This is a genomic window from Pseudomonas sp. PVC-3-1, from assembly GCF_057444315.1.
In genome coordinates this window covers 4,081,906-4,104,135 of sequence record NZ_CM172023.1, presented here as the reverse complement: position 1 = coordinate 4,104,135, position 22,230 = coordinate 4,081,906, and the positions used below count along the sequence as shown (strand labels likewise).

18 protein-coding genes are annotated in these 22,230 nt (G+C 65.7%); 9 read left to right on the top strand and 9 right to left on the bottom strand.

Features of this window, described 5'->3' with window-relative positions:
- Nucleotides 1-78: 78 nt before the first annotated feature.
- Complete coding sequence (locus AC2T4A_RS18960) at nucleotides 79-1,158, top strand: patatin-like phospholipase family protein (RefSeq protein WP_416751888.1); 1,080 nt, start codon at nucleotides 79-81, stop codon at nucleotides 1,156-1,158.
- A 160-nt stretch (nucleotides 1,159-1,318) separates the two neighbouring features.
- On the opposite strand, the gene AC2T4A_RS18955 is transcribed toward AC2T4A_RS18960, so the two are convergent.
- From AC2T4A_RS18955 to hmpA, 3 genes are read right to left on the bottom strand one after another with little or no spacing between them, the layout of a single operon-like run.
- Nucleotides 1,319-2,509, bottom strand: a complete 1,191-nt coding sequence (locus tag AC2T4A_RS18955) for an NnrS family protein (protein ID WP_486741527.1) — start codon at nucleotides 2,507-2,509, stop codon at nucleotides 1,319-1,321.
- Nucleotides 2,496-2,753, bottom strand: a complete 258-nt coding sequence (locus AC2T4A_RS18950; protein ID WP_416751884.1) for a transmembrane sensor/regulator PpyR — start codon at nucleotides 2,751-2,753, stop codon at nucleotides 2,496-2,498. Before AC2T4A_RS18950 ends, AC2T4A_RS18955 begins: the two co-directional genes overlap by 14 nt.
- Nucleotides 2,754-2,803: 50 nt before the next feature.
- Entirely contained in the window at nucleotides 2,804-3,985 is a 1,182-nt protein-coding gene (gene hmpA, locus AC2T4A_RS18945; RefSeq protein ID WP_486741526.1) for an NO-inducible flavohemoprotein, read from the bottom strand.
- A 171-nt stretch (nucleotides 3,986-4,156) separates the two neighbouring features.
- Here hmpA and norR point away from each other — a divergent pair, with 171 nt between their 5' ends.
- Together norR and queD are read left to right on the top strand one after the other, a co-directional pair.
- Nucleotides 4,157-5,716, top strand: a complete 1,560-nt coding sequence (gene norR, locus AC2T4A_RS18940) for a nitric oxide reductase transcriptional regulator NorR (protein ID WP_486741525.1) — start codon at nucleotides 4,157-4,159, stop codon at nucleotides 5,714-5,716.
- A 107-nt stretch (nucleotides 5,717-5,823) separates the two neighbouring features.
- On the top strand, nucleotides 5,824-6,180 hold the full coding sequence (queD, locus tag AC2T4A_RS18935; protein WP_017516521.1) for a 6-carboxytetrahydropterin synthase QueD: 357 nt from the start codon (nucleotides 5,824-5,826) through the stop codon (nucleotides 6,178-6,180).
- A gap of 44 nt (nucleotides 6,181-6,224) precedes the next feature.
- Here queD and AC2T4A_RS18930 read toward each other — a convergent pair whose 3' ends face one another.
- The gene (locus tag AC2T4A_RS18930; protein ID WP_478379894.1) at nucleotides 6,225-8,585 is read right to left on the bottom strand and encodes a DNA polymerase II; all 2,361 of its coding nucleotides are present in this window, start codon (nucleotides 8,583-8,585) and stop codon (nucleotides 6,225-6,227) included.
- 151 nt (nucleotides 8,586-8,736) lie between these two features.
- On the opposite strand from AC2T4A_RS18930, the gene mltA reads away from it, so the two are divergent.
- Nucleotides 8,737-9,891 carry a murein transglycosylase A gene (mltA, locus tag AC2T4A_RS18925; RefSeq protein ID WP_486741524.1) on the top strand — a complete coding sequence of 385 codons (1,155 nt, stop codon included), beginning with the start codon at nucleotides 8,737-8,739 and terminating at the stop codon, nucleotides 9,889-9,891.
- A gap of 80 nt (nucleotides 9,892-9,971) precedes the next feature.
- Here the strand turns inward: mltA and qhpR are convergent, their stop codons facing one another.
- Nucleotides 9,972-10,937, bottom strand: a complete 966-nt coding sequence (qhpR, locus tag AC2T4A_RS18920; protein WP_478379892.1) for an AraC-like transcriptional regulator QhpR — start codon at nucleotides 10,935-10,937, stop codon at nucleotides 9,972-9,974.
- Between the two features lie 187 nt (nucleotides 10,938-11,124).
- Here qhpR and AC2T4A_RS18915 point away from each other — a divergent pair, with 187 nt between their 5' ends.
- From AC2T4A_RS18915 to AC2T4A_RS18905, 3 genes are read left to right on the top strand one after another with little or no spacing between them, the layout of a single operon-like run.
- Nucleotides 11,125-12,036 carry a bile acid:sodium symporter family protein gene (locus AC2T4A_RS18915; RefSeq protein WP_486741523.1) on the top strand — a complete coding sequence of 304 codons (912 nt, stop codon included), beginning with the start codon at nucleotides 11,125-11,127 and terminating at the stop codon, nucleotides 12,034-12,036.
- The gene (locus tag AC2T4A_RS18910; protein WP_486741522.1) at nucleotides 12,033-12,773 is read left to right on the top strand and encodes a sulfite exporter TauE/SafE family protein; all 741 of its coding nucleotides are present in this window, start codon (nucleotides 12,033-12,035) and stop codon (nucleotides 12,771-12,773) included. The genes AC2T4A_RS18915 and AC2T4A_RS18910 overlap by 4 nt, the downstream gene beginning before the upstream one ends.
- Complete coding sequence (locus AC2T4A_RS18905; RefSeq protein WP_486741521.1) at nucleotides 12,770-14,563, top strand: N-acyl-D-amino-acid deacylase family protein; 1,794 nt, start codon at nucleotides 12,770-12,772, stop codon at nucleotides 14,561-14,563. Before AC2T4A_RS18910 ends, AC2T4A_RS18905 begins: the two co-directional genes overlap by 4 nt.
- Nucleotides 14,564-14,788: 225 nt before the next feature.
- Here the strand turns inward: AC2T4A_RS18905 and fhuF are convergent, their stop codons facing one another.
- From fhuF to AC2T4A_RS18885, 4 genes are all read right to left on the bottom strand, one after another.
- On the bottom strand, nucleotides 14,789-15,544 hold the full coding sequence (gene fhuF, locus AC2T4A_RS18900; RefSeq protein WP_486741520.1) for a siderophore-iron reductase FhuF: 756 nt from the start codon (nucleotides 15,542-15,544) through the stop codon (nucleotides 14,789-14,791).
- A gap of 31 nt (nucleotides 15,545-15,575) precedes the next feature.
- Nucleotides 15,576-16,562 carry a GNAT family N-acetyltransferase gene (locus tag AC2T4A_RS18895; protein ID WP_486741519.1) on the bottom strand — a complete coding sequence of 329 codons (987 nt, stop codon included), beginning with the start codon at nucleotides 16,560-16,562 and terminating at the stop codon, nucleotides 15,576-15,578.
- Between the two features lie 97 nt (nucleotides 16,563-16,659).
- A complete protein-coding gene (locus AC2T4A_RS18890; protein ID WP_486741518.1) occupies nucleotides 16,660-17,994 on the bottom strand; it encodes a lysine N(6)-hydroxylase/L-ornithine N(5)-oxygenase family protein in 1,335 nt (444 codons plus the stop codon).
- A 404-nt stretch (nucleotides 17,995-18,398) separates the two neighbouring features.
- Nucleotides 18,399-18,905 (bottom strand): sigma-70 family RNA polymerase sigma factor, encoded by a 507-nt coding sequence (locus AC2T4A_RS18885; protein ID WP_486741517.1) that lies wholly within the window; start codon nucleotides 18,903-18,905, stop codon nucleotides 18,399-18,401.
- A 126-nt stretch (nucleotides 18,906-19,031) separates the two neighbouring features.
- Between AC2T4A_RS18885 and AC2T4A_RS18880 the strand changes: the two genes are divergently transcribed.
- Both AC2T4A_RS18880 and AC2T4A_RS18875 read left to right on the top strand, forming a co-directional pair.
- The gene (locus AC2T4A_RS18880; RefSeq protein WP_416750536.1) at nucleotides 19,032-20,057 is read left to right on the top strand and encodes a FecR family protein; all 1,026 of its coding nucleotides are present in this window, start codon (nucleotides 19,032-19,034) and stop codon (nucleotides 20,055-20,057) included.
- Between the two features lie 367 nt (nucleotides 20,058-20,424).
- Nucleotides 20,425-22,113, top strand: coding sequence for a cyclic peptide export ABC transporter (locus tag AC2T4A_RS18875; RefSeq protein ID WP_486741516.1), 1,689 nt, complete (start codon nucleotides 20,425-20,427; stop codon nucleotides 22,111-22,113).
- Nucleotides 22,114-22,230: the final 117 nt, after the last annotated feature.

The window sequence follows — 22,230 nt, the reverse complement described above, 5'->3', positions numbered from 1 at the left end:
AAGATCATTCACCCGGTGAAGTATCCTTGTTCCTGGCATACAGGCTCTATAATCGCGGCCTGCCACAGCGAGATCCGCATGACCGCCATCCTGATCAAGACATCCGCCCTCACCCTCAAGGCCGGAAGCCGCGCGCTCCAGCGCATTCGCGAACGGGGGTTGGTCCCTGCCGATGTAGGAATCCTTCCCGGTGCCGCTGGCGGCCCGAAGGCGCTCGGCATCCAGGGCCTGGACCTCGCCCTGTTCGGTGAGTGGCTGCCGCGCGCACCGCGCGAACGCTCGCTGATCGGTGCTTCCATCGGCTCCTGGCGCTTCGCCAGCGCCTGCCTGCCCGACCCGGCCGAAGGCATTCGCCGCCTGGGCGAGCTCTACACCCAGCAACGCTTCGCCCGTAATGCGGGCATCAGCGACGTATCGAAAAGCTGCGCGAAGATGCTCGACGACCTGCTCGATGGCCACGACGCCAGCGTGCTGGACAACCCCTGGTACCGCCTCAACGTGGTGGTGGTGAAGAGCCATGGCCGCCTTGCGCAGGACGGCAAGACCAGCCTCGGCCTCGGGCTGGGCGCAGTGATCCGCGACAATCTGGTCGGCCGCCGCCACCTGCACCGGCACTTCGAACGGCTGATCATCCACGACGCCCGACGCGCGCCACCGCTGGAGGCGCTGTCGGACTTCCCCTCGCGCTACCTGCACCTGGACCTGGCCAACCTGCGCCATGCCCTGCTCGCTTCCGGCTCCATTCCCATGGTCATGGAAGGCGTGCGCGACATTCCCGGCGCCGGCCCCGGCACCTATCGCGACGGTGGGCTGCTGGACTATCACCTGGACCTGCCCTACCAGCCCGAGGGTGTAGTGCTCTACCCGCACTTCACCGACAAGGTCATCCCCGGCTGGTTCGACAAGGGCCTGCCCTGGCGCCGTGGCGATGCCGGTCGCCTGCAGGATGTGCTGTTACTCGCCCCGTCCAAGGACTACCTGGCGCGCCTGCCGCACAACAAGTTGCCGGACCGCAAGGACTTCCACCGCTACGTCGGCGACGACGCCGGCCGCGAGCGCTACTGGCGCAAGGCAATGGACGAAAGCCGGCGGATGGGCGACGAGTTCCTTGAACTGGCGGACAGCGGCAAGCTGGGCGAGCGCCTGCAGCCGCTCTAGGCATATCCCGCCACCGGAAGTTCGCGAGCAAGCTCGCTCCTACCAGAGCGTTCCGCAGTTACCGGCGCGCGTAGGAGCGGACTGCGTCCGCGATCTTGATCGGCGGCTCCGTTGCCAACCCTGAGCGTTGGTCTACCCGGCGCCGCCAACAGCGGCAGCCCTACCCCGGCTGCCCATCCAGGCGCGGCTTCCAGAACATCGGGCCGTAGTGCCAGGCGAACAGCAGGAACGCCACCACCCAGCACGCCGCCGCGATGCTCAAGCCTTCCAGCGGCCACCAGATCACCAGCAACACCCGCGCGACAACACCCAGGTTGAGCAGCGCGAAAGCCCAGGACATCACTTTCGGCGGTTGCAGCGGCCGGCCGGTATGGCCAAGGCTTACTCGAGCGATCATCGCCAGAATCAGGCCGCCGACGCCGCCCACGGTAAGCATGTGGATCGCCAGGCTGACGTTGAAGGTCGGCGCGAAGTTCCACAGCGCCATGCCCGCCGGGGCCAGTAGCATCCACAGGTAGGCCAGGTGGAGCGACCAGAGCAGCGGCACACCCCAGTAGTCCTTGTCGTACCAGCGCCACAGGCGGATCAGGTGCCCCGCCGCCAGCGCGGCGAACAGCATGCCCATCAGTGGGTGCGGGTTCAGGCCGAAACCGGCAGCGCTCAGCACTGCCACCAGCATGGTGCCGCCGAGCAACGAATTGTCCAGCCAGTTCCAGGCCGGCACCTGGGCGGTGCGGCCCAGCCCACGCTGGGTGAAGAAGGGAATCACACGACCACCGATCAGGCCCATCAACGCCGCCACCAGCCACAGCGCACCCAGTGCACCACCGCGCTGCCAGCCATCGTTGCCGGTCCACACGCCTGCCATCACCAGCGCATCGGCGAGCGTGAGCAGGCTCAGTACCGCAATGATCGGGTAGTTACGCTTCTGGCGAACCTGCCACAGGCTGCGGCCAATGAAGAAAGCCAGCGCTGGCATGAACGCCAGCTCCAGCGCGGTAACCAGCCATAGCGGCGCGCCGACGAGCCAGCCAACCCGCGCCGCCAGCCAGACCAGCGACAACACCATCAACGGCTTGCCGCTGACGCCGGGGCGCCCGGTCCAGGTCTGCACCGCAGTCAGCAGGAAGCCGGCGATGATCGCCGCGGCAAAGCCGAAGAGCATTTCATGGCGGTGCCAGGCCAGCCAGCCACCCAGCGGTTGCCAGGCCGGCAGCACGCCGAGCAGCACGGCCGCCCAGGCCGCGATGGCGATCAGCGCGAACATCGCGCCGCCGAGGAAGAACGGGCGGAAGCCCAGCCGCCACAGGGGCGGAATCGTCAGCAGAGCCTTTCGATCAACCAGCAACACAGCAAGCCTCCCAGCCTTCCTTGCGCATCTGATGTTGGGCTACCAACCGCAGCACATAGCCCAGCTTCAATAGTGTCGGGCCGAGGATGGTGAAGGCATGCGCTGCGACAACGCTTTGCAGGTTCAACTGGCCATCGACGAAATAGGCTCCCACGATTCCCAGCAGCAGTAACACGAGACCGCCGGTCAACAGCGACCAGGACATCGACAGATTGCGTTGCGGGCAAGCGAAAAGACTTTCCATCACACACCTCCTCGGGTTGCGCCGACCCGCCACCGGGCCGGCGCTCAGGTTCAGGCCTCCAGCGCGCTGGCCGGGCCAAAGAACTCGTAGTAGGACTGTTGCTCGGGCACACCGATCTCGCGCAAGTGACGCTTTACCTGGGCCATGAACGGCTTGGGACCCAGGAAGTAGGCTTCCAGGTCGCGGTCCTGCGGCAGCCAGTCGGCCAGCAGCTCGCGGCTGAGGAAGCCTTCGACGTGGGACTCGTCCTGCACGCGCGGCTCGCTGTAGCAGAAGTAGTGCTTGAGCTGCGGATGCGCGTCGGACTGCGCCTCGACCCACTCGCGGAACGCGTGCACACCGCCGTGACGGGCGCAGTGGATGAAGTGCACCTCGCGACCGGACTCCAGTGCCGGCTTGAGCATCGCCAGCGCCGGGGTGATGCCGACGCCGGCAGTAATCAGCGCCAGCGGCTTGTCGCCGGCGCGCAGGACGAAATCGCCCGCCGGCGGGAACAGGTCCAGCTCATTGCCCACGTTCAGGCGATCGTGCAGGTAGTTGGAAACCTTGCCTTCGGGTTCGCGCTTCACGCTGATGCGGTACTCACGGCCGTTTGGCGCGTCTGACAGCGAATAGGTGCGGCGCACTTCCTCACCGCCGATTTCCAGCGACAGACCGATGTACTGGCCAGGCTGGAAGTCCAACAGCGGCTCGCCATCCAGCGGCTGGAAGTAGAAGGAAGTGATTTCCTCACTCTCGACGTCCTTGCGCGCAATGCGGAAGCGCCGCGCGCCACGCCAGCCGCCGTGCTGCTCGGCATTCTGCTGGTACACCGACTCCTCGGCGCCGATCAGGATATCGGCCAGTTGGCCGTAGGCGGCGGCCCAGGCATCGATGACTGCCTGGGTGGCAATCTCCTCGCCGAGGACTTCGCGGATCGCACGCAGCAGGCAACTGCCAACGATCGGGTAGTGTTCCGGCTGGATCTGCAGGGCGACGTGCTTGTTGACGATCTTCGCCACCAGCGGGCCGAGCTGCTCCAGCTCATCGATATGGCGCGCATACATCAGCACGCCATTGGCCAGCGCGCGGGGCTGGTCGCCGGATGCCTGGTGCGCCTGGTTGAACAGCGGACGAACTTCCGGGTACTCGCTGAGCATCATCTTGTAGAAGTGCTGGGTCAGGGTCTCTCCGCCGGTCTCCAGCAGCGGGACAGTGGCCTTGACCAGGGTACGGTGTTCGTTGGACAGCATGTGGATCTCCTCGGGCTTGCCAGACAGTGAGTGGGGCTGCCTGTGCTTGTTACGAGAGATACTTCAGAAAGCGTGCCAAACCGGGAATCCAGTATTTACGGGCCCTTCGAGAGAACATGAGTCATAATGACCCTTAACCATTCTGGTCAAAACGACTCCATCGAGGTCAATATGACTCGCAACCCACTATTGGCCACCCTCCTTCCGCTGGTCGCCGACCTGTCTCGCGAGCTGCCGGAAAGCGAACGCTACCGCCGCCTGCTCGAAGCCCTGCGCGGCCTGCTGCCGTGCGACGCTACCGCCCTGCTGCGCCTGGAGGGCGACCAACTGGTGCCACTGGCTGTCGATGGCCTGAGCCCAGACACCCTCGGCCGCCGCTTCAAGATCAGCGAGCATCCGCGTTTGCGCGCGCTCATCGAACATCCCGGCCCGACGCATTTCGCCGCCGACTGTGGCCTGCCGGACCCGTATGACGGCTTGGTGGAGGGTTTACACGGCCATCTGGAAGTCCATGACTGCCTGGGCTGCCCGCTGCTGGTGGACGAACAGCCCTGGGGCCTGCTGACCCTGGATGCGCTGGACCCGGAACGATTCTCCACCGGCGACCTGGACAACCTCGAAGCCTTCGCCAGCCTCGCCGCCGCCACAGTGAAGGCCAGCCAGCGCATGACCGACCTGGCCCTGCGTGCCGAGCAAGAGCAGCAGCGCGCCGACGCCTACCAGCGTGCCTCCGGCGACCAGCCCAGGGAATTGATAGGCCAGAGCAAGGCGCACCAGGCGTTGATGGATGAAATCCAGGTGGTGGCCGGCAGCGACCTGAGCGTGCTGATTACTGGTGAGACCGGCGTCGGCAAGGAACTGGTCGCCCAATCGATTCATGCCAACTCGCCGCGCCGCACCCAGCCGCTGATCAGCCTGAACTGCGCGGCGTTGCCGGAAACGCTGGTGGAAAGCGAACTCTTCGGTCACGTGCGCGGCGCCTTCTCCGGCGCCGTGGGCGAACGCCGTGGCAAGTTCGAGCTGGCCGATGGCGGAACCCTGTTCCTCGACGAAGTGGGCGAGCTGCCACTGGCGATCCAGGCCAAGCTGCTGCGCGTACTGCAGAGCGGTCAGTTGCAGCGCCTGGGCTCGGACCGCGAACACCACGTCGACGTGCGCCTGATCGCCGCCACCAACCGCGACCTCGCCGAGGAAGTCCGCGCTGGCCGCTTCCGTGCCGACCTCTACCATCGCCTGAGCGTCTATCCCCTGCGCGTTCCGCCCCTGCGCGAGCGAGGCAACGACGTGTTGCTGCTGGCGGGCTACTTCCTCGAGCAGAACCGCCCACGCCTGGGCCTGCGTAGCCTGCGCCTGACCCGCGAAGCCCAGGCGGCACTGATCGGCTACGCCTGGCCTGGGAATGTACGCGAGCTGGAACACCTGATCGGCCGGGCCTCGCTCAAGGCTCTGGCGAATCACTCGCAGCGTTCGCGCATCCTCAGCCTGGGCATCGAGGATCTCACCCTGAACGCCCTGCATAACGGCACGTCCGATGCCGGCGCCAGCGAGGTCGAGAACAACGAAGACACCGCGCTGAGTGGCGAACTGCGCCCGGCAACGGACGCCTTCCAGCGCCGCCTGATCAGCCAGAGTCTGGAACGCCACCAGGGCAACTGGGCGGCCGTGGCGAGAGAGATGGGCCTAGACCGAGCCAACCTCAACCGCCTGGCGAAGCGCCTGGCGATCAAGTGAGCCGCTGGCCGGATCGGCCGGCCCGCCGGGGACGATAGTGATAGACTAGGCGCCCATTTTCCGGCCGGCCCGCTCCAGGACCGGCAATCGTCACAGAGCACGCTACTTTGGAATTGTTCAAGGAATTCACCTTCGAATCCGCCCACCGCCTGCCCCACGTTCCCGCCGGGCACCAGTGCGGTCGTCTGCATGGCCACTCCTTCCGGGCCGCCATCTACATCGAGGGCGAGGTCGACCCGCATACCGGCTGGATTCGCGATTTCGCCGAGATCAAGCAGATCTTCAAGCCAATCTACGACCAGCTCGATCACAACTACCTGAACGACATCCCCGGCCTGGAAAACCCCACCAGCGAGAACCTCTGCCGCTGGATCTGGCAACAGCTCAAGCCGCTGCTGCCGGAGCTGTCCAAGGTGCGCGTACATGAGACCTGCACCAGCGGCTGCGAATACCGCGGCGACTAATGCGTAGTGAATGAAAAAAGCCGGCTGACGCCGGCTTTTTTCATTCAGAACAGCCCCATCTGCCGGTCGACCAGCGCGCTGAAGTCATCCTCCACGAAAGGCAGGATGGCGTCGGCAATCGGCTGAAGCTGGCGGCTGACGTAGTGGTCGTAGTCGATCGGCGAAGCGAGCGTTTCCAGCGGTTCCGGGCCGTTGACCGTGATCACGTAGCTGATCCAGCCACCGCGCTGGTACTGGCGCGGGCGTCCCTGGCGCTCGTTGTAGTCGTCGGCGATCCGAGCGGCGCGCACATGGGGCGGCACGTTGCGCTCGTAGTCGCCGAGCTGGCGGCGCAAGCGCTTGCGGAAGATCAGCAGGTCATCCTGCTCGCCGGCCAACGTGCGGTTCACGTAGTCGCGAACGTAATCGCGATACGGCTGGCGCTGGAAGATGCGCAGATACAGCTCCTGCTGGAACTGCTGGGCCAGCGGCGACCAGTCGGTGCGCACGGTTTCCAGGCCCTTGAAGACCATTTCGTCACTGCCGTCGGCGCGCCGCACAAGGCCCGCGTAGCGCTTCTTGCTGCCCTCTTCCGCACCACGGATGGTCGGCATCAGAAAGCGCCGGAAGTGCCGCTCGAACTGAATTTCCAGCGCGCTTTCCAGGCCGTATTCACCGCGCAGGTGCTCGACCCACCACTGGTTGACGTGGCTCACCAATGAGCGGCCGATTTCGGCGGCTGCATCCTCGTCGTGGGCACGGCCGAGCCAGACAAAGGTGGAGTCGGTGTCGCCGTAGATCACCCGGTGGCCCTGCGCTTCTATCAGTTCGCGAGTGCGCCGCATGATCTCGTGGCCGCGCATGGTGATGGACGAGGCCAGGCGCGGATCGAAGAAGCGGCAGCCGCTGGAGCCCAGCACGCCATAGAAGGCGTTCATGATGATCTTCAACGCCTGGGACAGCGGCGCGTTGCCGTCGCGCTTGGCGGCGTCGCGGCCCTGCCAGACGCGCTCGACGATCGCCGGCAGGCAGTGCTGGGTGCGCGAAAAGCGCCCTCCGCGGAAGCCTGGAATCGACGCTTCGTCGGACGGGTCGTTCAACCCCTCGACCAGACCCACCGGGTCGATCAGGAAGGTGCGGATGATCGACGGGTACAGGCTCTTGTAATCCAGCACCAGCACCGACTCGTAGAGCCCTGGCCGCGAATCCATGACGAAGCCGCCGGGGCTGGCTTCCGGTGCCTTGCCGCCGAGGTTAGGGGCGACATAGCCCAGCCGGTGCATCGGCGGCAGGTACAGGTGCGTGAAGGCCGCCACCGAGCCGCCGCTGCGATCGGCCGGCAGCCCGGTGACGCTGGCGCGCTCCAGCAGGAAGTCGAGGATGCGGGTCTTGTCGAAGATGCGCGTGACCAGCTCGCAGTCCTTGAGGTTGTATTTCGCCAGTGCCGGCTTGTCCTCGGCGAAGCGACGGTCGATCTCGGCCATGCGGTCGTAGGGGTTGTCGATGGACTTGCCCTCGCCCAGCAGTTGCTGGGAGACGCTTTCCAGGCTGAACGACGGGAAGCTCCAGAACGCCGAACGCAGCGCTTCGATGCCGTCGATGATCAGCCGCCCCGCTGCAGCCGCAAAGTAGTGATTGGACGATGCGTGCTGCCGCCACCCCATCTCGTCGCCGCCACGCCCAAGGCGTAACGGGATTTCCAGGCGCTTGGAGTGTTCCTGCAGCACACGCAGGTCGAACTGCACCAGGTTCCAGCCGATGATGGCGTCGGGGTCGTGCTCGGCCAGCCACTGATTGAGGCGTTCGAGAATCTGGGCCCGGCTGTCGCAGTACTCAAGGTCGAAATCCCGCTCGCCATCGACACCATTGGCCGGGCCGAGCATGTAGACCTGGCGCTGCCCGCAGCCCTCCAGGGCGATGGAATAGAGGTCGCCACGGATGTTGGTTTCGATGTCCAGCGACACCAGCTTGAGCTTCGGCCGATAGTCCGGCGCCGGGCGCAGCTGGGCATTCAGCACGTTGCCGGCAGCATCCGAATCACCGCTGAAGACTACCGGCGCAGTGATGAAGCGCTCCATCAGGTAGCGCTCGGGCGGGCGAATATCCGCTTCGAAGACCTCGACGCCGGCCTCGCGCAGGCGCTTCTCCACGTTCATCAATTGGCGATGCTGCTGGCAGTAGAGGCCCAGCACCGGGCGTTTCTGGAAGTCGCGCAGGCCCAGCGGGCGCAGTTCGGCGCCGCGCTCGCCGGCCAGCAGCTTCTCGGCACGGGCGCGCTGTTCGGCCGGCACGAAGGCCACCGAGGTCTGCGGCGGCAACAGCACATGCCGCGGCCCGCCATCGGTGGCCAGCCAGAAACCCACCTCGGTGCCTTCGGGCGTATCCCGCCAATGTCGCGTCAGGACGAAACCCTGCCTTGCCTCCACGCTCTAACCACCCGTCAGTCGATTCATGCCGACATTCTACCGGTCCGCCTCAGGATTCGTCGCAAGGCATGTAAATCCGACCGATGCGTTTGACGCACGCCCCGCGTCTGCCCAAGCTAGCGGGCTTTCGTTTGCCTGCCAGGACTCGCCCGTGACCGATTTGTCCCGCCACTGGACCCGCCCTCTCCTCGCCACCCTGTGTTTCACCACCCTGCTTTCCGGCTGCGGCCTGTTCGGCAAGAAGCCCGAAGAGGCGCAGACGCCCACCTATTCCAAGGCCGACTGGTCGGACCTGCCGCAGACCGCCGACAGCGACGTGCTGCAAGGCTTCAGCGCCTGGCGTTCGGCCTGCACAGTGCGCCTGAAGAAGGATGACATCTGGGCAGAACCCTGCGCCGCCGCGGCGAGCGTGCCGGCTTCGGCCCCGGCGGTCCGTCAGTTCCTGCAGGACCACCTGCAGCCCTTCCAGCTGCGCTCTGGCGAGGGCAGCAAGAATGGCTTGATCACCGGTTACTACGAGCCGGTCTACCGCGGCAGCCAGCAGCGCGACGCCACGCACACCGTGCCGGTCTATGGCTTGCCCAAGGACCTGGTGACCGTGGCGCTGGACAGCGTCTACCCCGAACTCAAGGGCAAGCGCCTGCGCGGCAAGCTCGAGGGCAATACCCTGGTGCCCTACGCCGATGCCGCCGGCATCCGCCGCGATGGGGTCAATGCGCCCGTGCTGGCCTGGCTGCCCGATCAGATGGACCTGCAATTCCTGCAGATCCAGGGTTCCGGCCGCGTGCAGCTTGCCTCCGGTCGCCAGCTGCGCCTGGGCTACGCCGACCAGAATGGCCGGCCGTACAAGCCGGTGGGCCGCTGGCTGGTGGAACAGGGTGAGCTGAACAAGGAAGAAGTCAGCATGGCGCGCATCCGCGACTGGGCCCGCGCCCACCCGCAGCGCGTCGACGAACTGCTGGCGAGCAACCCCAGCTACGTGTTCTTCAGCCAGCGCCCGGACAGCAACGAGGGCCCGCGCGGCTCGCTGAACGTGCCGCTGACGCCCGGCTACAGCGTGGCCATCGACCGCAAGGTGATCCCGCTGGGCAGCCTGATGTGGCTCTCCACCACCCGCCCGGACGGCGCGCCGGTGGTACGCCCGGTGGCCGCCCAGGACACCGGCGGCGCCATCGTCGGGGAAGTGCGCGCGGACCTGTTCTGGGGCACCGGTGACGCAGCGGGCGAACTGGCCGGCCACATGAAACAGGATGGCCAGCTCTGGCTGCTGTGGCCCAAAGGCGCGAAGCTGCCGGGGGCGTCCTGATCACTGGAGTCTGCTTTCTGTAGGAGCGAGCTTGCTCGCGAATGACTTCGCAGCGGACGCGTTCGCGAGCAAGCTCGCTCCTACAGGCCGGTCTGGCCCTGGCGGAACTGCCCCGGTGTCATCCCGCTCCAGCGGCGGAAAGCCTTGGCGAAGGCGCTCTCGTCCGAGAACCCCAGGCGCTCGGCCACCTCACCCAGGCGTGAGGACTCGCGCAGCAGCTGCTCGGCCATGCCGTGCAGAACCTGCTCGCGCAGCAGCTTGAAGCTGGTGCCCTCGTCGGCCAATTTGCGGTTGAGGTGGCGCCCACTGAGCTCCAGTTGCTCGGCCACCTTTTCCTTGCCCCATCGCGGGTTCTGCCGCAACAGCTGCTGCACGCGAGCGGCCAGGCTTTGCGCGCCGAGCCGTTCGAGTTGAGCGTCGGCCAGCGCGCGCAAATGCTCGCGCATCAGGGCATTGGCCTGGATCAGCGGCACCTCGAGATCGACCACGGAGAAGCTCAAGGCGTTCTCGGCACTCTCGAAGGTCACCGGGCACTGCAGCACCTCGACATAGCGCGCGCGCTCGCCCCGTGGCCGATGACTGAGTGTCAGTTCCTGCGGTTTGACGCGATCACCGGTGATCCAGCGGGTCAGATGAACGAGGCTGGCCAGCGCTGCCTCCACACGCTCCTCGCGCCGCACGGCATAGCTTGGCCGATAGACCAGGCGCACCTGCGTTGCGCTCTGCTGGCGCTGGAACTCACTGCCCTCGGCGATGATCGGGTAGTACTCGAGCAAGGCGTCCAGCGCCTCGCCATAGTGTTCGCAGCTCATCAACAACGCGCCGACCATATCCAGATGGCCGACCTGCAGCGCACTGCCCAGGCGCAGGCCCAGCAGCGGGTCGCCTGACGCGGCGCAGATGGCTTCCCAGAAGGCGTCCTGGCGTTGCAGGGGAATGCGCGGCTCCAGGCTGGCTGCCTGCAGATCGGCAGGCACCGGCAGCCCCAGGCGCTGGGCAGCCTGCAGGATACCCTGGGCGTAATGGACGGTAATGGTGTGCGGCATGGTCCCGAATTAACCGGTGAAGGTCCCGATTGAGCCGTTACCGGGCGGCAAGGCTCCCCTATGCTTGCCAATTACAACGATAAATTCAAACAAGAGTCGCCTTGCATGCCTAATCCCACCGGAGCCGCGCCCGTGCCGCCGGCTGCAGTCCGTTCGCCATTCCCCGTGATCCGGCGGGAGAACGGCTATGCCTGAGGTCCATCTCGAGTTCTCCGGCAGTTCGATGATCGCGCTCAACGCCATCATCGCCCTGATGATGTTCGGCGTATCGCTGGAACTGCGCCGCGACGACTTCACCCGCATCCTGCGCCAGCCCAAGGCGCCGGTGATCGGCATGCTGGTGCAGTTCCTGCTGCTGCCCGCCGCCACCTGCCTGCTGACCATTCTCCTGCCCATCGACCCGGAGCTGGCGCTGGGGATGATCCTGGTCGCCACCTGCCCCAGCGGCACGTTCTCCAACATCATGACCTGGATGGCCCGCGGCAACGTCGCGGTATCGGCCAGCGTCACCGCTGTGTCGGGGCTGAGCGCGGGCATCTTCACGCCGCTGAACTTCGCCCTCTACGCGGGGCTTAACCCGGCAACGCGTGACCGTCTCACGCAGATCCACATCGACCCGCTGGAACTGATCGGCGTGGTGGTGCTGGTGCTTATCCTGCCGATGCTGCTGGGCATGGCCCTTGGTCGGCACAGGCCCCAGCTGGCGCGGCGCCTGGAGAAGCCCATGCGGCAGCTGTCGCTGCTGGTGATGCTAGGCTTCATCGGCATGGCCTTCGCCAAGAACTTCCAGCAGTTCATGGCCTACTTCCACCTGTTCTTCTGGCTCGTGCTGCTGCTCAATGGTACGGCGCTGCTGCTGGGCTACACCTGCGCGCGCCTGTGGAAGCTGCCGGACGCTGACGTGCGCGCCGTGACCCTGGAAAGCGGCATCCACAACTCCGCGCTGGGCATGGCGCTGATCCTTACCTTCTTTCCGCAGGCTGGCGGCATGCTGCTGATCGCGGCGTTCTGGGGTTGCTGGCAACTGTTCTCCGGGCTGGTCCTGGCGCAACTCTGGGCGCGCCGCGAACCTCGCGCAGCCGTTGTGGCGGCACCATGAACGCACCCGCCATCGCCCTGGGTGGCTTCATCCTGCTGGCCTACACCCTGGAAGCCATCACCGGCTTTGGCAGCGTGGTGATCGCCCTGTCCCTCGGCGCGCTGCTGATGCCCATCGAGACATTGCTGCCGATCCTCGTGCCGCTGAACATCGGCATGACCGGCTACCTTTGCTGGCGCCACCATCGGCTGATCGACACCCGTCTGCTGCTGCGCACCGTGCTGCCGGGAATGCTCATCGGCATGCTGGTCGGCTACCTGCTGCTGCCGCACCTGGACCCGCAGCCGCTCAAGCGCGGCCTCGGCGTGCTGATCCTCTGGTTCGCCGGCCGCGAACTGTGGCGCCTGCGTGCCAGTGCACCGGAGCGCGGCCGTACGCCGAACTGGGTGGTTCGCCTGGCCACCGGCGCTGCGGGCGTCTGCCACGGCCTGTTCGCCTCTGGCGGGCCATTGTTGGTCTATGCGCTCGCCACGCGCCCGCTGGACAAGACCCGCCTGCGCGCCACGCTGGTCTGCGTCTGGTTCACCCTCAACGGCCTGCTGACCCTCGCCTTCCTGCTCGACGGCCGCCTGCGCCCGGCACTGCCCCAGGTGCTCGCCTACGCGCCCCTGCTGCTCGGCGTGTGGTTGGGCGAGCGCCTGCACCACCGTTTCGAGGAACGCCATTTCCGCCTCGCCATCCACTGCCTGCTGCTGGTCAGCGGCGTCCTGCTGCTGTCGCCCTGGAGCCTCCTGTGAGCTACGACATCATCATCAAGAACGGCCTGTACTTCGACGGCAGCGATGCCCCCGGCAGCCTGCGCCACGTCGGCATCAAGGACGGTCGCATCGACACCCTGAGCGTCAGCCCTCTGGACGAGAGCGGCTGCCCGGAAATCATCGACGCCAGCGGCCGCTGGGTGACGCCGGGCTTCCTGGAAATTCACTCGCACTACGACGCCGAAGCCATTGCCGCGCCGGCGTTGAAAGAATCGGTGCGGCATGGCGTGACCACCGTGTCGGTGGGTTCCTGCTCGATCAGCATGGTGCTGGGCGAGGCCGAGGACTGCTCTGACCTGTTCACCCGCGTCGAAGCCGTGCCCCGCGAGCAGGTCCTGCCGATCCTGCGCGACAAGCGCACCTGGAAGGACGCCAAGGGCTATCGCGCCTTCTACGACCAGCAACCGCTGGGACCGAACCTCTGCTCCTTCCTCGGCCATTCCGAGCTGCGCGTGACGGTGATGGGCCTGGAGCGCGCCATCAGTGGCGCCAAGCCCACCGAAACCGAACTGCAACGCATGGAGGAGCTGCTGGAACAGGCACTGGACGCCGGCTGCTTCGGCCTCTCGGTAATGACCACGCGCCTGGACAAGATGGACGGCGACCGCGCTTGGTCCAGCCCGCTGCCCTCCACCTTCGCCAGCTGGAAGGAATTCTCCCGCCTGTTCGCCGTGCTGCGTCGGCGCAACGCGCTGATGCAGGGCGCGCCCAACGCGGTCACCAAGATCAACGTGTTCGCCTTCCTCTACCAGGCCCACGGCTGGTTCCGCCGACCGCTGAAGTGCTCGATGCTCACCGCGCTGGACCTGAAATCCCAGCCCTTCATGCACCGCATCACCCGCGCCTCCGGCTGGGTCGCCAACCGCCTGCTGCGCGGCCGCTACCGCTGGCAGACCCTGCCCGCGCCCTTCGTCGTGCGTATCGAAGGCTTGAACATGAACGGCTTCGAGGAGTTCGGCGCCGGCGAAGTGCTGCGCGACATCAAGGACCCGGATGAGCTCTACACGCGCATCCAGGACCCGGCCTTCCGCGAGCGCTTCAAGAAAGACATCAAGGCCACCCTCAGCCTCGGCCTGTGGCACCGCAACCTGTCCGACTGCTGGGTGCGCGAATGCCCTGACGCGTCCCTGGTCGGACGCAACTTCGAGGACATCGGCCGCGAGCGTGGGCTGGACCCGGTGGACGCCTTCTTCGAGCTGGCCGGCCAGTACCGCAACAACCTCAAATGGACCACCTGCTACGGCAACCACCGCCCGCAGATCATGGGCAAACTGCTGGCCAGCCCCTGGACCCAGCCGGGCTTCGCCGACTCCGGCGCACACCTGGCATCCCACGCGCAGTACAACTTCCCGCTGCGCATGCTCAAGTACGTGCGCGATGCCCAACTGGCCGGCGAAAGCTTCATGGACACAGGCCGCGCGGTACACCGCCTGACTGGCGAACTCGCCGACTTCGCCGGGATCGACGCCGGCTATATCCGCGTCGGCGACCGCGCCGACCTGGTAGTGGTCAACCCAACCGGGCTGACCGACGAGCTGGACGAGGTCTGCGAGGCGCCGATGGAAGTGATTGGCCTGACGCGCCTGGTGAAGCGCAACGACGATGCAGTCGATGCGACGCTGATCAACGGCCGCGTGGCCTATCGCCGCGAAGGCGGCTTCCCCGAGGCGCTGGGCAAGGAGCGGGTATTCGGGCGGTTCCTGCCGGGCCGCGATGTACTGAGCCGGCCGCAGGAGGTCAAAGTCCAAACGCCGGCGTACAGCAACTGACCACGACATTGCTTCCGTAGGAGCGCCTGTCTGCTTTGCTAGAGTCCGTGTCACTGATTTCCCCCTCACCCCAGCCCTCTCCCGGAAAGAGGGGGGCTGGGGTGAGGGGGGCCGAGCGCGGGGCTGGACCCAATCCGCGAATTCCGTTGCAGCTACATCCGTACTAAATGGACGCAAACTTCATCCGCGATTGCGGTGAAGCTCCGTTCCTGGAAAAGAGCAACGTCAGAGGTCGCTCGCTTCCGGCGGCGGCTCATCGATCAGCGGGCAATTATCGCAGTTGCCCATTTCCCCCAGCCGGTAGCGAATGCAGCAGGTCCGCCGCTGCCGCCAGAGCCCATCCGGGCGTTGCTCGCAGGACACCTCGACATACTGGATCGGCTTGTAAAGCGGGTTGCGCGTGCCGTCCGGACGGCGCTCGATCTCCAGCAGTTCGCGGCCGTGGCCGAGCATCGGGGCCAGCGGCGGCAGCTTGGCCATCTCGCCGATGAACCATTCGAAGTAGTTGCCGGCGTTGCTCCAGAGCACCTTGGGTGACAGGCGCGCCTCGGCGGCGAGGGCCTGGATGAAGGGTTGCAGGTGGCCTTCCAGCAGATGGCCGAAGCGCTGGAAAGGATCGCCCGGCGGCGCGGCGAAAGTCCCGCCCTCCCCCGGCAACTTGAAAGCCTGGGGAATGCCCTGGCCGTCCAGTACCACCTCCACGTCATCGAACGCCAGCGGCAGCGTGCGGCCGAGCACGAGCGCGGCGGCGACTACCGGAGGAATGAGGCGCACCAGGTACCACTTGGACCACTGCGAAGCCAGCGCGCGTCGGTCGCCATCGGCGTGCGGCGGGTCGAAGCAGCGCAGCACGCTGTCGAGCATTTCCCGTTCCAGCAGGGCGCGTGCCGGAATCGAAGGACGGCGATCGTCGCGGGTCACCAACACTTCGCGGTAGCTGGCGAACTCGCCGAAATACAGCGGCGCGAGGGCTGCGATCACCGGCAGCCCTCGCTCACACGGGGAGCCGCTGTCAGCACAGGCCGCAACGCTCGAAGAAGGTTTCCCGGCTCTGCACCATCAGCGCGGCGCGCTTGTGCGGGAAGTTGAATTCCTTCTCGCGCCAGAAGCCCAGGCGTTGCATGTGGCCGATCATCTTCGCGTTGTCGGCGCGCGGCTCGGCGACGATGCGCTGGGTACGCGGGTCGTCCAGCAGCAGGTAATGCACCAGGGCAGTCATCCAGCTTTCTACCTTGTGCGGCCCGCGATGGCTTTCCTCGCCCACCAGCATGTGGATGCCACGGTCGTAATCGCCCACTTCGTAGAACGGCGCGATCCGGTCTTCCTTGGCCCAGTAGGCTTCGTAGTAGGCGAAGGGCTCGTCGTCGATGCAGCCGATCAGGGTGGTGGTGTGCGGGTCGGCGGCGGCTTTTTCCAGGTAGGCCCGGTGCTGCTCCAGGGTGCCGCCTTCCTGCCAGAACTCCAGCACACGCGGGCTGTTCTGCCAGCGGTTGAAGCGTTCGAGGTCCAGGTCGATAGCCAGGGTGCGCAGGGAAATCCACTGGCCGAGCTTCGCGTCGAAGCGGCGATAGACCTCGCCCTGTGGCTTGGGTGCGCGCAGCGGATGGCGACGACCACCGCTCATGCGGTAGACCTGCGGGAAGTCCGCACTGGCTATACCCTTGTGCCAGGCACTCCCCAGTTGCCAGAAAGCGGCGCGCTCGATCTGCAGGCGACCGCCGACTTCATCGCGGCTCACCAGGCCTTTTTCGAGCGCCTCGGCGGGCAGGTTGGCGGCGGTGAACTGCACCCGCTCGCTCTGCGCATCGCCAGCGAAGGTCCAGTAGGCCAACGCCCACAACGCCTCCAGGGATGGCGCGGAACTCAGCTGCCAGCACTCGCCTTCGCGCTGCGCACTCAGCAGCGGTTGGCCGTCGAGCAGCAAGGTCAGGCGTTGGGTTCCGTGGTCGGCGGAGAGCTTGCGGCCGTCAGGCAGCGGCAGCGAGAAACTGGGCGTCATGGTGGGTTCCCTTTCGTGAATGCAACGACCCCGCCCGTATGACGAGCAGGGTCGGCAGAAATTTAGTCGGCCCGGAGATTGAGTCCGGGCCTGCGGGTCAGGCGCTTTCCGCGGTCAGCGGGCGCGCCGGCTTGTGCGCGGTCTCGTGCGGCGGCAGGTGCTCGAACATCGATGCGGCGATTTCCTGCGCGCGCATCGGCAGCACCGACAGCAGCGTGTCGCTCAGGCCGTGGCTGTCCTGGGTGAAGCCCTGCAGGTAGATGCCGGCGTGCAGGTGCTCGTCCGCCAGTACGCGGTAATCGCGGCCCACTTCGAAGTCGCCCAGGTAGTCCTGCAGCGGTGCGAGCAGTTCGCGGTGCGACTTGCGCTCGTAGCCGGTGGCGAGGATCACCGCGTCATAGCGGTGGGTTTCCACCGCACCGGTGGCGCTGTCGCGCAGGGTCAGCTCAATGCCATCGGCGTCGGCCTTGGCGGCCTCTACATTGCGGCGGCAGAGGAAGGCGTGGCGATCCACGCCGGCCACTTTCTGGCGATAGAAGATGCCGTAGATGCGTTCGATCAGGTCCAGGTCCACCACCGAGTAGTTGGTGTTGTGGAACTCCTGGATCAGCTTCTCGCGCTCGGCCTTGGGCTCGTTGAACACCAGGTCGGTGTACCGCGGGGCGAAGATTTCGTTGACGAAGGGACTGTCGTCGGCGGGCTTGAGCACTGCTGCGCGCAGAACCATGTCGACCTTCACCGAGGGGAAGCTGTCGTTCAGGTCGATGAAGGCTTCGGCCGCGCTCTGTCCGCCGCCGATCACTGCGATGCGCATCGGCTCGTTCTGGTTGCAGCGCTGCTTGGCCATGCACTCCAGATAACGGGCGTGGTGGAACACGCGCGGATCGTCGCGCAGATGGCTGAAGGCGGACGGGAAGCGCGGCGTGCCGCCGGTGCTCACCACGACGCTACGCGCCAGCCGGAAGCGTTCGTGACCACGAGCGTCGGTGGACAGCACCTTGACCAGCTCGATGCCGTCCGGGCCCTGCACCGGCTCTACGCGGCTGACCGTCTCGCCGCAGACGCGCTGCTCGGCGAACTGCTCGCTGACCCAGCGCAGGTAATCGTTGTACTCCATGCGGCACGGGTAGAAGGTGCCCAGGTTGGTGAAGTCGATCAGCCGCCCCATGGCATGCAGGTAGTTGACGAAGCTGTACGGGCTGGTGGGGTTGCGCAGGGTCACCAGGTCCTTGAGGAAGGAAATCTGCAACTCGCTCTGCGCCACCAGGGTGTTGCCGTGCCAGCGATAGTCGGCCTGCTTGTCGAGGAACAGGGCGTGGTAGTGGCGGCCCTCGCGTCGCGCCTGCTCCTGCAGGGCGATCGCCAGCGCCAGGTTGGAGGGGCCGAAACCGATGCCGAGCACGTCGTAGGTCGGGGTGATCATCTGGGTCATGGTGCCAATGTCCTGTATCGCGATGGCCGTGGGGCGTGACCACGCGGGAGTCGGCGGCTTACTGCTCAGCCCTGCCAGGAGCACCCCGCCGCTTGGCGGCCGGCACTCGATCCTGCGTGTCGCCCATGATTTGCGCTGTCGATAGCGCGTTATCTGGAGAGACGAGACAGGCATGGGGAAATTTAGAATGATTCTCACTAAGTCATGAAAATTTCAGAATGACGAGCGGGCATCAGAGACAGAAATTCGAGCGCAAGCCGCGTGGGACTAAATCCCGACGCAGCCCATGCGTCTGTGTATGTAAATGCGGTTCGCGCGCAAGCTCGCTCCTACAAACAGCAGCCAGGCTCTTCCCGTAGGAGCGAGCTTGCTCGCGAACCAAAGGCGATAGGCAACGACCGGTATCAGCCCTGCCCGCTCCAGGCCCTGAGCCGCGCCCGGCAATGCTTCATTGCGTTGACGATGTGCTTCTCCACCATGTCGCGGGAGATGCCCATGGTTTCGGCGATTTCGACATGGCTGCAGCCTTCGACCTTGCGCAGCACGAAAGCGCGGCGACAAGTCTCGGGCAGTTCGCCCAGGGCACGCTGCAGCAGTTGCAGTTGCTGCTCGCGGCTGGCTTCCTCTTGCGGGCAGCGCTCGTCGAGGCAGCCTTCGCGGTCGAGGGTTTCCAACTCTTCGGTGCGACGCACTCGGCCGCGCCGGTGCAGGTCGATGCTGAGGTTGACTGCCGTGCGATAGAGAAATGCCCGAGGTTGTTCGATATGCTCGTCACCCTTGCGGTCGAGCAGGCGCAGGAAGGCCTCCTGGGTCACATCGGCAGCCGCCTGGCGGTCGCCGAGGCTGCGATTGAGGTACAGGACCAGTTCCTTGTAATACCGGATGAACGCGCTTTCCACCCCGTCGGGCATCCTATGAAAAACAGTCGAGGCTGCAGGCGCCTGCTGACAGTCCGAGTCAGGCTTATTTATAATCACTCGCATCAACGCGAAAAGAAAGTGTGATATCGGCCGCAAACGGCCTTACCGAGATCCCTGATGACCAGCTCCCCCGCCCCGTTCGACGATGACCGTATCAGCGCCGAAGCCGCGCACTGGTGCGCGCGTCTGCACGACGAAGAGTGCAGCGATGCCGAGCGCGCCGAGTTCGCGCAATGGCTCGCGCTCGACCCGCGGCACGAGGTGGAATACCAGGCGATGCTGGATATCTGGCAACTCTCGGAATTGCTGCCGCCGACTCCGCGTAAGTTGCCTGCGCCGACTGCACCCACGCCGCTGGGCGGTATTCGCCCACGCAGCACCCGCCGCCCACGCAGCGGCAAGCGCATCGCCGCCGTGGCCGCTGGCGTGCTGGTGGCCATCGGCGCGGTATGGTCGGCAGGTTGGTCCGCCGGCTGGCTACCCTCGAAGGTCGGCTACTACGCGGCGCAGCCTGGAGCACGGGAAGTGGAGCTGGCGGACGGCTCGAAAGTCGAGCTGAACAGCAACTCCCAACTCTTCTTCGCCGATTTCCGCGACCGCCGCAGTGCCTGGCTGAAAAGCGGCGGCGAGGCGTACTTCCGGGTGGCCCACGACACCCTGCAGCCCTTCTCGGTCTACACCGACAACGGTAACGTGCGGGTAACCGGCACGCGCTTCAATGTCTGGACCGACCAGCACCAGATGCTGGTCACCCTGCTCGAAGGCTCGGTGGTGGTCAGCCCGCCCGACAGCGTCGACGGCAATAGCGCCCAGCTCACTCCGGGCATGCAGGCGCGCTACAGCCAGGGCAGCCAGCGCATCGAGCTCGCCCAGGTCGCCCCCGCCGGCGCCATCGCCTGGATCGAAGGCAAGCTGGTGATCGATGACCTGACCCTGCAGTCGGCCATCCCGCTGATCAACCGCTACCTCAAGCAGCCGGTGTTCCTTGACGATGCCACTGTCGCCGCCATGCGTATCGGCGGCATCTATCGCACCGATGATTTGCAGGCGCTGGTGGATTCGCTGCCCAAGGTTCTGCCGCTGGAGCTGCGCAAAGACAATCAGGGCCGCATGGTTCTCGCCAGCCGTTACGTTCAGCTCTGATACTCGCCATGCGGGCATGACGGGTAGCGGCGTGCCGTGCGGGTTCGCGAGCAAGCTCGCTCCTACAAGGAGCACCCAGGTCCCGGACTGTAGGAGCGAGCTTGCTCGCGAAAACCCTGAGCGACGGAATCTGGCTTTCCCGGCAAACACTACGGGGCAGCGCCCGCGCCTACTGAGTTCGACACTGAAGCGCCCTACTCGGATATATCTTCTTATTTGCGAACTTTTCGCAAATTCTCTTCAGTTTTCTTTCTGCTCATTCGTCTTGATAGCAACGATTCGGATTCGCCGATGATCTGCTGATTCGCGCGCCGTCTCGCCCCGTTGTGCGGGCTGCCCTCCGGCAGGCCGGGTTCAGGAAAAGACGATGCAATCACCCGCTCCAAGCGCCTTGCGCGAGATGCTCAAACTGCTGCGGCCGCACTGGCTGCCGCTGACTGCCGCCACCCTGCTGGGGATTCTCGGCGGCACCGCGATCACGGCGCTGCTCGCCACCATCAACTACAGCCTGCACTCCGACGGCGGCATGCCCGCTGGCCTGCTACTGGGCTTCACCGGGTTGTGCGTGCTGGCGTTGCTGGGCTCGATCATTTCCGACATGGGCACCAACTACGTCGGCCAGCACGTGATCGCGCGGTTGCGCAAGGACCTGGGCAGCAAGATCATTTCCGCGCCCATCGAGCAGATCGAGCGCTACCGCAGCCACCGGCTGATCCCGGTGCTGACCCACGACATCGATACCATCAGCGATTTCGCCTTCGCCTTCGCGCCGCTGGCGGTCGCTTTGACCACCACGCTCGGCTGCCTGGGTTACCTGGCCTGGCTGTCGCCGCCGATGTTCCTCGCCACAGCCATCGCCATCGTCATCGGCAGTGCGATCCAGTACGTGGCCCGGGCAAAAGGCATCAAGGGCTTCTTCGAGGCGCGGGACAAGGAAGACGAACTGCAGAAGCACTACCGCGCCATCGCCGAGGGCGCCAAGGAGCTGCGCATCAGCCGCCCTCGCCGCTTCCAGCACTACAGCGAACGCCTGCAGGGCACCGCGGACGAAATCTGCGATATCCAGCTGCGCTCGATCAACCTGTTCAATGTCGCCAAGGGCTTTGGCTCGACTCTGTTCTTCATCGTCATCGGCGTGGCGCTGGCCTATCAATCGTTGTGGCCCAGCACCGACCAGGCGACGCTGTCCGGCTTCATCCTGGTCCTGCTGTACATGAAGGGCCCGCTGGAGGGGCTGATCGGCCAACTGCCGGTGGTGACCCGCGCCCAGGTCGCGTTCCGCCGGATTGCCGAGCTGTCGGTACGTTTCTCCTCGCCTGAGCCGAACCTGCTACTGGCCGACGATGGCCGAACGTCGCTGGACTTCCAGTCCATCGAGCTGCGCGAGCTGGCCTACCACTACGCCACTGATGACGGGGCGCGAGGCTTCGGTGTCGGCCCGCTGAGCCTGAAGGTCAGTCGAGGCGAGATCCTCTTCATCGCCGGTGAGAACGGTTGTGGCAAGACGACCATGATCAAGCTGCTGCTCGGCCTCTACGCCCCGTGTGAGGGCGAGTTGCTGCTCAACGGCGAAGCGGTGGGCGACGCTAACCGCGATGACTACCGGCAACTGTTCACCACCATCTTCGCCGACTACTTCCTCTTCGAGGACCTGCTCAAGGGCAGCCAGGACATCCCGGCCGAAGCCAGCCGTTACCTGGAGCGCCTGGAAATCGCCCACAAGGTCAGCCTGCAGGGCCAGGAGTTCTCCACCACCGATCTCTCCACCGGCCAGCGCAAGCGCCTGGCCCTGGTACAAGCCTGGCTGGAGAAACGCCCGGTGCTGGTGTTCGACGAGTGGGCGGCAGACCAGGACCCGGAGTTCCGCCGGATCTTCTACACCGAGCTGCTGCCCGAGCTGCGCGCCCAGGGCAAGACGCTCATCGTGATCTCCCACGACGACCGCTATTTCGGCGTTGCCGATCGCCTGCTGCGCCTGCGCGCCGGGCAGATCGTGGAGATTGCAGACCACCGCGCCACGCCGCCTCGCGGTGGCTCCGGCGTAGCGATGCATTGACGGCTGCGCGGCCCGGATGGCCGCTTTTCACCAGGTCGTCACTCAGCAACAAAAAAGATCGAACGGATTTTTCCGGTTTTTTCCAGCCGGCGCGTCACATAAAGCTGAATCATTCTT